This is a genomic window from Amycolatopsis dongchuanensis (assembly GCF_039542405.1).
Taxonomy (GTDB): Bacteria; Actinomycetota; Actinomycetes; order Mycobacteriales; family Pseudonocardiaceae; genus Amycolatopsis_E; species Amycolatopsis_E sacchari.
Genome location: NZ_BAABIB010000034.1, coordinates 22,958 through 34,697 on the forward strand (window position 1 = coordinate 22,958; position 11,740 = coordinate 34,697).

16 protein-coding genes are annotated in these 11,740 nt (G+C 71.2%); 6 read left to right on the plus strand and 10 right to left on the minus strand.

The window, feature by feature from the left end:
- Nucleotides 1–5: 5 nt before the first annotated feature.
- Nucleotides 6–434, plus strand: a complete 429-nt coding sequence (locus ABFX51_RS06435; RefSeq protein ID WP_091505809.1) for a hypothetical protein — start codon at nt 6–8, stop codon at nt 432–434.
- Here ABFX51_RS06435 and trxA read toward each other — a convergent pair.
- From trxA to ABFX51_RS06450, 3 genes are read right to left on the minus strand one after another with little or no spacing between them, the layout of a single operon-like run.
- A complete protein-coding gene (gene trxA, locus ABFX51_RS06440; protein ID WP_091505808.1) occupies nt 431–757 on the minus strand; it encodes a thioredoxin in 327 nt (108 codons plus the stop codon). The two genes, ABFX51_RS06435 and trxA, sit on opposite strands and share 4 nt — an antisense overlap.
- 1 nt (nt 758) lies before the next feature.
- On the minus strand, nt 759–1,154 hold the full coding sequence (locus tag ABFX51_RS06445; RefSeq protein ID WP_091505806.1) for a MerR family transcriptional regulator: 396 nt from the start codon (nt 1,152–1,154) through the stop codon (nt 759–761).
- 28 nt (nt 1,155–1,182) lie between these two features.
- Nucleotides 1,183–1,836 carry a haloacid dehalogenase type II gene (locus ABFX51_RS06450; protein ID WP_346052730.1) on the minus strand — a complete coding sequence of 218 codons (654 nt, stop codon included), beginning with the start codon at nt 1,834–1,836 and terminating at the stop codon, nt 1,183–1,185.
- A 118-nt stretch (nt 1,837–1,954) separates the two neighbouring features.
- Between ABFX51_RS06450 and ABFX51_RS06455 the strand changes: the two genes are divergently transcribed.
- Complete coding sequence (locus ABFX51_RS06455) at nt 1,955–2,299, plus strand: ArsR/SmtB family transcription factor (RefSeq protein ID WP_346052732.1); 345 nt, start codon at nt 1,955–1,957, stop codon at nt 2,297–2,299.
- A 42-nt stretch (nt 2,300–2,341) separates the two neighbouring features.
- Here the strand turns inward: ABFX51_RS06455 and paaE are convergent, their stop codons facing one another.
- The 6 genes from paaE to paaZ are packed head-to-tail and all read right to left on the minus strand — an operon-like array spanning nt 2,342 to nt 8,008.
- Nucleotides 2,342–3,415 carry a 1,2-phenylacetyl-CoA epoxidase subunit PaaE gene (gene paaE / locus ABFX51_RS06460; protein WP_346052733.1) on the minus strand — a complete coding sequence of 358 codons (1,074 nt, stop codon included), beginning with the start codon at nt 3,413–3,415 and terminating at the stop codon, nt 2,342–2,344.
- A gap of 3 nt (nt 3,416–3,418) precedes the next feature.
- Complete coding sequence (gene paaD / locus ABFX51_RS06465) at nt 3,419–3,907, minus strand: 1,2-phenylacetyl-CoA epoxidase subunit PaaD (protein WP_091505801.1); 489 nt, start codon at nt 3,905–3,907, stop codon at nt 3,419–3,421.
- Nucleotides 3,901–4,764, minus strand: a complete 864-nt coding sequence (gene paaC, locus ABFX51_RS06470; RefSeq protein ID WP_346052735.1) for a 1,2-phenylacetyl-CoA epoxidase subunit PaaC — start codon at nt 4,762–4,764, stop codon at nt 3,901–3,903. Before paaC ends, paaD begins: the two co-directional genes overlap by 7 nt.
- A 9-nt stretch (nt 4,765–4,773) precedes the next feature.
- Nucleotides 4,774–5,058: a 1,2-phenylacetyl-CoA epoxidase subunit PaaB gene (paaB, locus tag ABFX51_RS06475; RefSeq protein ID WP_091505798.1), complete on the minus strand. Its 285-nt coding sequence runs from the start codon at nt 5,056–5,058 to the stop codon at nt 4,774–4,776.
- Nucleotides 5,055–5,990, minus strand: a complete 936-nt coding sequence (gene paaA, locus ABFX51_RS06480; RefSeq protein ID WP_346052738.1) for a 1,2-phenylacetyl-CoA epoxidase subunit PaaA — start codon at nt 5,988–5,990, stop codon at nt 5,055–5,057. The genes paaB and paaA overlap by 4 nt, the downstream gene beginning before the upstream one ends.
- The gene (gene paaZ / locus ABFX51_RS06485) at nt 5,987–8,008 is read right to left on the minus strand and encodes a phenylacetic acid degradation bifunctional protein PaaZ (protein ID WP_346052740.1); all 2,022 of its coding nucleotides are present in this window, start codon (nt 8,006–8,008) and stop codon (nt 5,987–5,989) included. The genes paaA and paaZ overlap by 4 nt, the downstream gene beginning before the upstream one ends.
- 146 nt (nt 8,009–8,154) lie before the next feature.
- Between paaZ and paaI the strand changes: the two genes are divergently transcribed.
- The 3 genes from paaI to ABFX51_RS06500 are packed head-to-tail and all read left to right on the plus strand — an operon-like array spanning nt 8,155 to nt 10,507.
- Complete coding sequence (gene paaI / locus ABFX51_RS06490) at nt 8,155–8,523, plus strand: hydroxyphenylacetyl-CoA thioesterase PaaI (protein ID WP_346052748.1); 369 nt, start codon at nt 8,155–8,157, stop codon at nt 8,521–8,523.
- 8 nt (nt 8,524–8,531) lie between these two features.
- The gene (paaK, locus tag ABFX51_RS06495; protein WP_346052742.1) at nt 8,532–9,878 is read left to right on the plus strand and encodes a phenylacetate--CoA ligase PaaK; all 1,347 of its coding nucleotides are present in this window, start codon (nt 8,532–8,534) and stop codon (nt 9,876–9,878) included.
- A 23-nt stretch (nt 9,879–9,901) separates the two neighbouring features.
- On the plus strand, nt 9,902–10,507 hold the full coding sequence (locus tag ABFX51_RS06500) for a TetR/AcrR family transcriptional regulator (RefSeq protein ID WP_346052744.1): 606 nt from the start codon (nt 9,902–9,904) through the stop codon (nt 10,505–10,507).
- Nucleotides 10,508–10,542: 35 nt separating this feature from the next.
- Here ABFX51_RS06500 and ABFX51_RS06505 read toward each other — a convergent pair whose 3' ends face one another.
- Nucleotides 10,543–10,731, minus strand: a complete 189-nt coding sequence (locus ABFX51_RS06505) for a CsbD family protein (RefSeq protein ID WP_091505789.1) — start codon at nt 10,729–10,731, stop codon at nt 10,543–10,545.
- Nucleotides 10,732–10,869: 138 nt separating this feature from the next.
- On the opposite strand from ABFX51_RS06505, the gene ABFX51_RS06510 reads away from it, so the two are divergent.
- The gene (locus tag ABFX51_RS06510) at nt 10,870–11,592 is read left to right on the plus strand and encodes an SDR family oxidoreductase (RefSeq protein WP_346052746.1); all 723 of its coding nucleotides are present in this window, start codon (nt 10,870–10,872) and stop codon (nt 11,590–11,592) included.
- Nucleotides 11,593–11,740: the final 148 nt, after the last annotated feature.

The following is an 11,740-nucleotide window of genomic DNA, read 5'->3' on the forward strand; positions in this document are numbered from 1 at the left end:
GCACCATGGACGACCAGCTGCGACACCTGAACGCACTCGTCGGCGAGTGGGAGACCGACGGCGCCCATCCCCTGCTGCCGGGTGAGGACATCAGGGGACGGGCGACGTTCGAGTGGCTCGACGGCGAGCGGTTCCTGATCCAGCGCGCGCACTACGACCACCCCGCGATCCCCGACGCCGTCGCGGTCATCGGGGTGACGGACGGCCGCCTGGCGATGCACTACTTCGACTCCCGCGGCGTGCACCGGGTGTACGAGGTGAGCGCGGGCCCCGGCAAGTGGGAGTTCCGGCGCGAAGACCCGGACCTCGCCCAGCAGTTCACGGGCACCTTCAGCGACGACGGCACGACGCTCACGACGCGCGGCCGGATGTCGCGGAACGGCGAGGACTGGGAGGACGACCTCACGCTCACCTACCGGAGAACGGCTGTTTAGAGCCGAACCCCCAGCGCCTCGTCCAGTTCGGCGAGGAGCCTGCCCTTCGGCCGGGCGCCGACGATGGAGCGGATCGGCTGGCCGTCGCGGAACAGGAGGAGCGTCGGCAGCGACATGATCTGGTAGGTGCGCGCCGTCAGCGGGTTCTCGTCGCTGTTGAGCTTGCACACCAGGAGCGAGTCCGCGCGCTCCACGGCGATCTCCTCCAGCACCGGGGCGATCATGTGGCACGGCGGGCACCACTGCGCCCAGAAGTCGACCAGCACGGGCCGGTCGGCACGCAGGACCGCCTCGGTGAACGTCGCGTCGGTGACGGTGAGCATTTCAGGACTCCTCGGGATCGTCGGGAACGGTGCACGGGCCCGCCTGGCGCGGCAGGGCACGGGCCAGCTTGTCCAGCAGCTCCGCCCGCACGGCGGTGAGGCGCTCGATGCACGCGTTCACCTCGTCGAGTTTGCGCTGGTAGACCTCGATGGAATCGGCGCACGAGTCACCGGCGGGATGGCCCGCCCGCAGGCACTCGACGAACGGCCGGGTGTCGTCGAGGCTCAGCCCGGCCGCCTGCAGCGAGAGGATCTCGGTGACCAGCCGGTACTCCTCCTCACCGTACTCCCGGTACCCGTTCGCCGCCCGCGGTGCCGTCAGCAACCCCTGGGACTCGTAGAACCGCAGCGCCCGGGTGGTCGTCCCGGCCCGCTTCGCCAGCTCACCGATTCGCATGACCCGACCGTAAACGTTGACGCACGCGTCAAGGCAAGCCGATGATCCGCGTCACGACCTCCGCCAGGTCACCGCCGGACACCGTGGGGGCAGCCGCCGCGCTGAGCGGCACCCGGCCGTCGCGGGAGACGAAGGCCGTCTTCAGGCCCGCGGCGGCGGCACCCGCGATGTCCCAGTCGTGCGCGGCGATCAGCACCGCGTCGGCGGCCTCGACGCCCTCGCGTTCGAGCACGTACCGGTACGACTCAGGAGCGGGCTTGAGCAGACGCACGCTGTCCACCGAGTAGGCGGTACTCACGAGCGGCCGCAACCCCGAGTTCCGCAGCTGGCTCTCCGCGACCTCGGCGACGGAGTTGGTCAGCGTGACGACGCCGAACCCCGCGTCCCGCAGGCGTTCGATCGCGCGTGCGGCTTCCGGGTGCGCGGGCAGCGAACCCAGCCCCTCGGCGAGTTCACGCTTGTCGTCGGGGGTCACGTCGGCGCCGTGCCGCCCCGCCACGGCCTCCAGGCACGCCCCGCCGATCTCGCCGAACGGCCGGTACTGCCGCGCGGCGGTCAGGGTCAGCGCGTTGTGGATCATCAGGTCGAACCACTCGATCCTGGCGGCGGCGGTCCCCGTCAGGCGGGTGAAGAACCCGTCGAGCGCGGCCAGGTCGAGCAGGGTTTCGTTGACGTCGAACACGCACAGCAAGGCAGCCTCCGAAGGTACGATAGTTGTCGTACCTAGACGGTACCTGAGCGCGTGCCGCGCCTACGATGGGTCTTGTCCCCAGCCGCAGCCGAGCGAGGAGCCGTTCGAGATGGACCTGCCCGTGCCGCCGATGGCGGAGGTCGACCTCGGTCAGGTGTTCCGCGCGCTCGCCGACCCGCACCGCCGGGCCGTGCTCGCCGAGCTCGCGGCCGACCCGTCGGACACCGAACGCGCGTGCTCGTCCTTCCCGATGCCGGTGGCGAAGTCGACGAAGACGCACCACTGGCGCGCGCTGCGCGAGGCGGGCCTGATCGTGCAGCGCGACGCCGGGAACGGCACGTACGTCCGCCTGCGCCGCGCCGAGTTCGAGCAGCGGTTCCCCGGCCTGCTCGACACGGTCGCGGCACTGGCGCGGGCGGACCAGCCGAACGCGACGGGCGACGCGCGGCGGTAGACCAGCAGGACCAGCGCAGAGGCCGGGCCGCCGTTTCCGGACTCAGGCGTCGTAGTCGACGGTGAGTTCCGCGGAGCGGGGCAGGGTCTGGCAGGTCAGCACGAAACCGGCCGCCACCTCGGACTCCTCCAGCGCGAAGTTGCGCCGCATGTCCGCCTCACCGCTGGTCACCTTTGCCCGGCAGGTGCCGCAGACCCCGCCCTTGCACGCGAACGGCAGGTCCGGCCGCACGCGCTGCGCGCTGTCCAGGATCGGCACGTCCCGGGGCAGGGCCGCCGTGGTGGACCGGCCGTCGAGCACGACCGTGACCTCGCTGGTGTCCCCCTCGACCGGGCCGTCCTCGTGGCGGACCGGGGCGGGCGGCACGTCGTCGACGTAGAACAGCTCCTGGTGCACGCGCGCGGCGGGCACGCCCGACCGCAGCAGCAGCTCCCGCGCCTCGGTGACCATGCCGAACGGGCCGCACAGCCACCAGTGGTCCACGCCTTCGAAAGCCGGCACGAGCGCGAGCAGCGCCTCGAGCTTGCCCGCGTCCAGTCGCCCGGTGAACAGCTCGGCCTCACGCGGCTCCCGCGACAACACGTGCACCAGCTCCAGCCGGGACGGCCAGCGGTCCTTCAGGTCGGCCAGTTCGTCGGCGAACATCACCGAGTCCGTGCGCCGGTTGCCGTAGAACACGGTCGCCGTCGAACCCGGGTCACGCAGCACGGTCGCGGCGATCGACAGCACCGGCGTGATCCCCGAACCCGCGGCGATCAGCACGTGCCTGCCGGGCCCGGGCGGCGGGGTGAAGTTCCCCGTGGGCGTGGCGACCTCGATCTCGTCGCCGGGGCGCACGTCGTGCACCAGCCACGACGAGAACAGCCCGCCCGGCACCTCGCGCACGCCGATCCGCGGCGCGGCGCCCTCCGGCGCGCAGATCGAGTACGACCGGCGCTCCTCGCGCCCGTCGACGGTTCGCCGCAGCGTGAGCGACTGGCCGGCGCGGAACGCGTACGACTCCGCCAGGTCCGGCGGCACGGCGAAGGTGACGGCCACGGCGTCGTCACACAGCCGCTCGACGTCCGCGACGGTGAGCCGGTGGAACTCCGTGCGCACCCGGGTGCTGGTGGTCACTGCTCAGATCTCCTTGACGTGCTCGAACGTTTCGGCACACGCGCGGCAGCGCCGCAGCGCCTTGCACGCGGTCGGCCCGAACTCCGAAACCAGGTGCGTGTCGGCGGAACCGCACCGCGGGCACTCGACGCGCTTCGCGGGCGGCACCAGCGTCAGCGGCACCGGGCCCGTGCGGCGGGGCGCCGCGCCGGGCGGGGCGATCCCGGCTTCGGCGAGCTTTCGGCGCCCGGTGTCGCTGATCCAGTCGCTGGACCACGCGGGCTGGAGCACCGTGCGCACCTCGACCTCACGGTACCCGGCGCTGGACAACGCGTGCACGAGGTCGTCGCGCATCGTGTCCATCGCCGGGCAACCGGTGTACGTCGGCGTGATCGACACGACGACACGACCGTCCTCTTCGGACACCTCACGCAGCACGCCGAGGTCGGCGAGCGTCAGCATCGGCAGCTCGGGATCGGTCACCCGCTCGGCGACCGCACGCGCGCTCACCACGTCGCGTCCGGGTGCGCTCGGGCGACGCTCTGCAGCTCCGCCAGCAGGTACCCCATCGCCTCGGTGTGCACGCCGTCGCGGCCCATCCGGCCCGCGACCCCGGCACGGGGCGCGACCTCGGGGCGCGTCACCGTCGCCGCCGACAGCACCTGCGCCAGGACGTCGTCGAAAGCCTCGCGCACGGACGACGGATCCACGCCGACCGCCAGCTCGACCTCGTGCGGCGTGAACAGTTCCTCGACGTACGGCCACACACCGTCGAGCCCCGCCTGCATGCGCTCGTGCGAGTACTCCGTGCCGTCGCCGAGCCGGACCGCCCACTGGGCCGCGTAGTCGCGGTGGTAGGTCAGCTCCTTGACGCCCTTGGCGGCGATCGCCGCCAGCACCGGGTCCGGCGAGGCGGTGAGCTTCTCGAACAGCGCCAGCCGCCAGGTGGAGAACACCAGCAACACGGCGATCAGCTGCCCGAAGTCGCCGCGCTCCAGCTCGGCGAGCCGCACGTTGCGGAACTCGCGCTCCTCACGGAAGAAGGCCAGCTCGTCCTCGGTGCGCCCGGTGATCTTGCCCGCGCGGGCCAGCAGCAACCGCGCCTGCCCGAGCAGGTCGAGCCCGATGTTGGCGATCGCCACCTCCTCCTCCAGCTCGGGCGCGTTCGTGCACCACTGCTGGAGTCGGTGGGAGAAGATCAGCGCGTCGTCGCCGAGCATGAGGCAGTACGCGGCCAGCGCGCCGGCATCCACACCGGACGGAACCGTGGTGTCCACACCGGACAGCGGGTCCTCGAAGCCGGTGCCGAACGCCCAGCGGGAATCGTCGTGCGCTTCGGTGAGCGCCTCGAAAGCGTTGTCAAAGGCCATCGGGCACACTCACATGTGGGGGACGTCGTCGGGGATGTCGTAGAACGTCGGGTGCCGGTACACCTTGTCCGCGCTCGGCGCGAAGAACGGGTCCTTCTCGTCGGGGCTGGACGCGGTGATGTCGGCGGCCTTGACGACCCAGATGCTCACGCCCTCGTTGCGCCGCGTGTAGAGGTCGCGGGCGTGGTGCAGGGCCATCTCGTCGTCGGCGGCCCGCAGGGAACCCACGTGCACGTGGTTGAGCCCCCGCTTGCCCCGCACGAACACCTCGTACAACGGCCACTCCGCACTCACGCGACCGCCCTCCTCTGCTGCTTCTCCGCGTGCGCGGCGGCGGCTTCCCGCACCCAGGCACCGTTTTCGTGCGCGGCGCGGCGGTGCGCGATCCGCTGCTCGTTGCACGGGCCGTTGCCGGACACGACCTGCTTGAACTCGTCCCAGTCGACCGCGCCGAAGTCGTAGTGCCCGCGCTCGGCGTTCCACTTCAGCTCCGGGTCGGGCAGCGTGACGCCGAGGATCTCCGCCTGCGGCACCGTCATGTCGACGAACCGCTGCCGCAGCTCGTCGTTGGTGTGCCGCTTGATCCGCCACGCCATCGACTGCGCCGTGTTCGGCGAGTCCTCATCCGGCGGGCCGAACATCATCAGCGACGGCCACCACCAGCGGTTCACGGCGTCCTGCACCATCTCCCGCTGCGCTCCGGTGCCCTTCATCATCGTCATCAGCAGCTCGTAGCCCTGCCGCTGGTGGAAGGACTCCTCCTTGCAGATCCGGATCATCGCCCGCGCGTACGGCCCGTAACTGCTGCGGCACAACGGAACCTGGTTGCAGATCGCCGCGCCGTCCACCAGCCAGCCGATCACGCCGACGTCGGCGAACGTCAGCGTCGGGTAGTTGAAGATCGACGAGTACTTCTGCTTCCCGTTGATCAGCCGCTCGGTCAGGTCGGTGCGGTCGGCGCCCAGCGTCTCCGTCGCCGAGTACAGGTACAGCCCGTGCCCGGCCTCGTCCTGCACCTTCGCCAGCAGGATCGCCTTGCGCCGCAAGGAAGGCGCGCGGGTGATCCAGTTGCCCTCCGGCTGCATGCCGATGATCTCGGAGTGCGCGTGCTGCGCCATCATCCGGATCATCGTCCTGCGGTACGCCTCGGGCACCCAGTCCCGCGGTTCGATCCGCTGGTCCTTGGAGATCGTCCGCTCGAAGTGTGTTTCCAGAGTCGCGGTCATGACTTCGCCACCAGAGTCAGCACGTCGTACTTCGCCACCGATTCGCCGTTCCCGTTCGTCACGTCCGCGTCCCAGCGGACCTCGCCGTAGTCCTGGTCGACGCGCGGGGTGATCTGCTTGCACGTCAACGTCACCGTCAGCTCGTCACCCGGTTTGACCGGGGTGAGGAACCGCAGGTTCTCCAGCCCGTAGTTCGCCAGCACCGGCCCCGGCTCGGGCGAGACGAACAGCCCGGCGGCGAAGGACACCACGAGGTAGCCGTGCGCCACGATGCCGCCGAACAGCGGGTTCGCCGCCGCGGCCTCGGGGTCGGTGTGGGCGTAGAAGGTGTCGCCGGTGAACTCGGCGAAGTGGTCCACGTCCTCCTGCGTCACCGTGCGCGGCCCCGCGACCACGGAGTCGCCGATCTTCAGCTCCGCCAAGGACTTCCGGAAGGGGTGCACGCCCTCGGCCCGCGGCGCGCCGGCGACCCAATGGCCGGTGACGCGGCTCAACACGCTCGGCGAAGCCTGCACGGCGGTGCGCTGCAGGTGGTGCAGCACGCCCCGGATACCGCCCATCTCCTCGCCGCCACCCGCGCGGCCGGGACCACCGTGCACCAGCTGCGGCAACGGCGAACCGTGCCCGGTGGACTCCTTCGCGTCGTCGGCGTCGAGCACCAGCAGCCGCCCGTGCCACGGCGCCACCCCGAGCACCACGTCCCGCGCGAAGTCCGCGTCACCGGTCACGATCGAACCCGCGAGGCTGCCGTGACCGCGCGCGGCGTAGTCGATCACCTGCTCGGCCGCGGTGTACGGCATGAGCGTGGACACCGGGCCGAACGCCTCGACCTCGTGCGGCTCCGCCCGCTCCGGGTCGCCCTTGAGCAGCACCGGCGAGAGGAACGCGCCACGCTCGGCGTCGGCGTCCACGACCTCGACGTGCTCCGGGTCGCCGAAGACGACGCTGCCCGCGGACAGCAGGGCCTTGAGCGAGCGGCGCACCTCCTCGCGCTGCTCCAGGCTCGCCAGCGCGCCCATCCGCACCCCCTCCGACGAGGGGTTGCCGACGGTCACCTTCGCGAGCCGTTCGCTCGCCGCCGCGGCCACGTCGTCCAGCAGCTCCGCGGGCACGAACGCGCGCCGGATCGCGGTGCACTTCTGCCCCGCCTTCACGGTCATCTCCGTGACCAGCTGCTTGACGAACAGGTCGAACTCCGCCGTGCCCGGCTTCGCGTCCGGGCCGAGGACCGAGCAGTTGAGCGAGTCGGCCTCGGCGTTGAACCGCACCGCGTTGCGCACGATCACCGGGTGCGCCCGCAGCTTCTGCGCGGTGGACGCCGAACCGGTGAACGACACGAGGTCCTGCCCCGTCACGTGGTCGAGCAGGTCGCCGGCGCTGCCCGCCACGAACTGCAGCGAACCCTCGGGCAGCAGCCCGGATTCGACGATCAGCTCGACCAGCCGCGCCGTGAGGTACGCGGTCTGGCTGGCGGGCTTGACCAGGCTCGGCACCCCGGCGAGGAACGCGGGCGCGAACTTCTCCAGCGGCCCCCAGACCGGGAAGTTGAACGCGTTGATCTGCACCGCCACGCCCCGCAGCGGCGTCGCGATGTGCTGCCCCACGAACGTGCCGCCCTTGCCCAGCGGCTCCACCGCGCCCTCGACGTACACGGTGTCGTTCGGCAGCTCGCGCCTGCCCTTGCTGGCGTAGCTGAACAGCACGCCGATACCGCCGTCGATGTCGAACTTCGAGTCGAACAGCGTGGCACCCGTGCGCGCCGACAGCGCGTACAGCTCCTCGCGGTGCTCCCGCAGGTGCGAGGCCAGCGCCTTGAGCAGCGCGGCCCGCTGGTGGAAGGTCAGCTCACGCAGCGCGGGCCCGCCGGCCCGGCGGCCGTGCTCCAGCGCGGCCGCCATGTCCACCCCCTTCGAGGAGACGCGCGCGACCTCCTCGCCGGTCACCGCGTCGTGCAGCGGAACACCCTCGTCGGCGGCGGTCTGCCACCGGCCGCCGACGTAGCTGCGCAGGAGCGCCATCGGTCCTCCTCGATTTACCAACCGAACGTTCAGGAAGTCATGGTAGCGTCTTGACAACGGGCGGGCCAGGGGTCAGTTTGTTTCCCGTCCGTTCGGTCAGTAAGCGAGGCGGTGAGCAGGTGGTCCGGTCCCCGGCGGCACAGGCGATGTTCGACGACGACGCGGCATCGAGGTCGGCGGGCATCGAGCTGCTCGAAGCTGACGACGGCCACGCGGTCGCGCGCATGCGGATCACGCCGGAGATGGTCAACGGGCACAAGATCGCCCACGGCGGGTACGTGTTCCTGCTCGCCGACACCACCTTCGCCTGCGCGTGCAACAGCCACGGCCCGGTCACGGTCGCCGCCGGCGCGGAGATCTCGTTCGTCGCCAGCGCCCGGCTCGGGGACGAACTGGTCGCGACGGCCGAGGAGCGCACCCGCTACGGCCGCAACGGCATCTACGACGTCACCGTCCGCCGCGGCGACGAGGTGATCGCCGAGTTCCGCGGCCGCAGCCGCACGATTTCCCGCTGAGGAGAGCCATGACCACCACGCACAGCGAAGTGCCCCGCGCCAAGCGCCTCGGCGCCGCCCCCGCCGCGGACGACCTGTCCCCCGCCGAACGCCTCAGCGTGGACGAGCTGCGCACGCTGCAGCTCGAACGTCTACAATGGACTCTTCGGCACGCGTACGAGAACGTGCCCGCGTACCGGCGGAAGTTCGACGAGGCCGGGGTGCACCCCGACGACTGCCGGTCGCTGGAAGACCTCGCGAAGTTCCCGTACACCACCAAAGCCGACCTGCGGGACAACTACCCGTTCGGCATGTTCGCGGTACCGCAGGAAAAAGTGCTCCGCCTGCACGCCTCCAGCGGCACCACCGGCAAGCCCACCGTGGTGGGCTACACCGCGGACGACATCGACACGTGGGCGGGCGTGATGGCCCGTTCGATCTTCGCGGCGGGCGGGCGGCCGGGGCACAAGGTGCACGTCGCCTACGGGTACGGGCTGTTCACCGGCGGCCTCGGCGCGCACTACGGCGTGGAGAAGCTGGGCGCGACCGTGATCCCCGCGTCCGGTGGGATGACCGCGCGGCAGGTGCAGCTCATCACCGACTTCCGGCCCGAGATCATCATGGTCACCCCGACGTACATGCTCACGCTGCTCGACGAGTTCGAACGCCAGGGCGTCGACCCGCGCACCAGCTCGCTGAAGGTGGGCATCTTCGGCGCGGAGCCGTGGACGGAGTCCATGCGCGCGGAGATCGAAGAGCGCATGGACATCCACGCGGTGGACATCTACGGTCTGTCCGAGGTGATGGGGCCGGGCGTGGCGCAGGAGTGCGTCGAGACCAAGGACGGCCTGCACATCTGGGAGGACCACTTCTACCCCGAGGTGATCGACCCGGTCGACGAGAACGTGCTGCCCGACGGGGAAACCGGTGAGCTGGTGTTCACGTCGCTGACCAAGCAGGCGCTGCCGATCATCCGGTACCGCACGCGGGACCTCACCGCGCTGCGGCCCGGCACGGCGCGGCCGTCCTACCGGCGCATGGACAAGGTCACCGGGCGCAGCGACGACATGATCATCCTGCGCGGCGTGAACGTGTTCCCCACCCAGATCGAGGAGATCGTGCTCGCCACGCCGGGCCTCGCGCCGCACTTCCAGCTCCGGCTCACCCGCCGCGACCGGATGGACCACCTCACCGTGCTCGCTGAGGCCCGCGCCGACACCCCCGCCGAGCGACGTGTCGCGGCGGCTTCGGAGATCGCCCAGCGGGTCAAGGACGGCGTGGGCGTGACCGTGGGCGTGGAGGTGCTGGACCCGGACAGCCTGGAGCGCTCGCTGGGCAAGCTGCGCCGGGTGATCGACCAGCGTCCGCGCGACTGAACGCCGGTTGGGATACTTCCGGTATGACGACCGCACCGCCCGCCAAGCGCGGCAGGCCGGGATACGACCTCGAGTCGCTGCTGGCCGTCGCGGTGAAGCTGTTCAACGAGCGCGGGTACGACGGCACCAGCATGGAGGACCTGTCCCGCAAGCTGGGCATCACGAAGTCCGCGATCTACCACCACGTGCCGAGCAAGCAGGACCTGCTGCGGCTGTCGGTGGACCGGGCGCTGGACGGGTTGTTCGCGCTGGTCGAGGAGCTGGACGCGGTCGAGGGCCGGGCGGTGGAACGGCTGGAGTTCCTCGTGCGCGGCAGTGTCGCGGTGCTGGTGGAGCGGCTGCCGTTCGTGACGCTGCTGCTGCGCGTCCGCGGCAACACGAAGGTGGAACGGGACGCGCTCGCCCGGCGGCGCGAGTTCGACCGCATCGTGTCGGAGCTGGTGACGCAGGCCGTCGAAGAGGGTGACCTGCGGTCGGACATCGACCCGGCCACGGCGGCGCGCCTGCTGTTCGGCATGGTGAACTCGCTGATCGAGTGGTACCGCCCGCGGGGCGGGCTCGGCGCGGACCGGCTGGCCGACGCCGTGGCGACGATGGCCTTCGACGGCCTGCGCGTCCGGGACGACTGAGCCCCGCCTCCGGGTGGAGGCGGGGCTCCTGGGCGCTACTTGTCGTCGAACACGCTCTTGGCGGCGTCCTTGAGCTTCTCGCCCGCCTGCTTGACGTTGCCCTTGCCCTGGTCGGCCTTGCCCTCGGCCTGCCACTGCTCGTTGTCCGTGGCGTTGCCGAGCCCCTCCTTGGCCTTGCCCTTCAGTTCCTCGGCCTTGTTGCTCATCTTGTCGTCAGCACTCATGATGCCTCCCTTCGGGGTCGCCGTGCGGGTACCCGTTCGACCGAGGGCGAAACAGAGTCCACTGTGGACCCTGGGTGCGGGTTTCCCGGGAGGATCGCACCCATGTTCCACCCCGTGGTTCCGGTTAGCGTCGATGCCATGACCACCAGTAACGGAAAAGTCGTCCTAGTCACCGGCGCCAGCTCCGGGATCGGCCGCGCCACCGCGCTGCGGCTGGCGCGTGAAGGGCACCAGCTCGTCGTCGGCGCCCGCCGCGAGGACCGGCTCGCGGAGCTGGCCGAGACCGCCCCCGGCGTGGACGTGCGGCGCCTGGACGTGACCGACCGCGAGGACGTGGCCGCGTTCGTGGACGGGGCGGTCGCCGACCACGGGCGCGTCGACGTGCTCGTCAACAACGCGGGTGTGATGCCACTGTCCCGTTTGGACTCGCTGCACGTGGACGAGTGGGACCGGATGATCGACGTCAACGTGCGCGGCCTGCTGCACGGCATCGCCGCCGCGTTGCCGCACTTCCAGCGGCAGGGCGGCGGGCACTTCGTCACGGTGGCGTCGATCGGCGCGCACCAGGTCGTCCCGACGAGCGCCGTGTACAGCGGCACGAAGTACGCCGCGTGGGCGATCACGGAGGGCCTGCGCCAGGAATGCGACCCGTCGATCCGCGTCACCACGGTGTCGCCGGGCGTCGTCGAGTCGGAACTGGCCGACACGATCACCGAAGCGGGCGCCCAGGAGGCGATGCGCACGTACCGGGCGAACACGATCCCGCCGGACAGCATCGCGGCGGCCATCTCGTACGCGATCAGCCAGCCACCGGAGGTGGACGTGAACGAGCTGATCATCCGCCCGGCGCGGCAGCGCTGAGCGGGGCGGCAGTGGGGTGGGGCGGCGGTGGCGCGGCAGCGCTGAGCGGGGCGGCAGTGGCGGAGCGGCGGCGGCGGAGCGGCGGCGGAGCGGCGGCGACGGAGCGGCGGCGGCGGAGCGGGCGGGATGGGCCGCCCGTGCAGGCGAG

Bases quoted from the DNA above. Each gene is read 5' to 3' on its own strand.
- ABFX51_RS06435 (WP_091505809.1), top strand. From the start codon at position 6: ATGGACGACCAGCTGCGACACCTGAACGCACTCGTCGGCGAGTGGGAG.
- trxA (WP_091505808.1), bottom strand. From the start codon at position 757: ATGCTCACCGTCACCGACGCGACGTTCACCGAGGCGGTCCTGCGTGCC.
- ABFX51_RS06445 (WP_091505806.1), bottom strand. From the start codon at position 1,154: ATGCGAATCGGTGAGCTGGCGAAGCGGGCCGGGACGACCACCCGGGCG.
- ABFX51_RS06455 (WP_346052732.1), top strand. From the start codon at position 1,955: ATGGACCTGCCCGTGCCGCCGATGGCGGAGGTCGACCTCGGTCAGGTG.
- paaC (WP_346052735.1), bottom strand. From the start codon at position 4,764: ATGGCCTTTGACAACGCTTTCGAGGCGCTCACCGAAGCGCACGACGAT.
- paaA (WP_346052738.1), bottom strand. From the start codon at position 5,990: ATGACCGCGACTCTGGAAACACACTTCGAGCGGACGATCTCCAAGGAC.
- paaZ (WP_346052740.1), bottom strand. From the start codon at position 8,008: ATGGCGCTCCTGCGCAGCTACGTCGGCGGCCGGTGGCAGACCGCCGCC.
- paaI (WP_346052748.1), top strand. From the start codon at position 8,155: ATGTTCGACGACGACGCGGCATCGAGGTCGGCGGGCATCGAGCTGCTC.
- paaK (WP_346052742.1), top strand. From the start codon at position 8,532: ATGACCACCACGCACAGCGAAGTGCCCCGCGCCAAGCGCCTCGGCGCC.
- ABFX51_RS06500 (WP_346052744.1), top strand. From the start codon at position 9,902: ATGACGACCGCACCGCCCGCCAAGCGCGGCAGGCCGGGATACGACCTC.
- ABFX51_RS06505 (WP_091505789.1), bottom strand. From the start codon at position 10,731: ATGAGTGCTGACGACAAGATGAGCAACAAGGCCGAGGAACTGAAGGGC.
- ABFX51_RS06510 (WP_346052746.1), top strand. From the start codon at position 10,870: ATGACCACCAGTAACGGAAAAGTCGTCCTAGTCACCGGCGCCAGCTCC.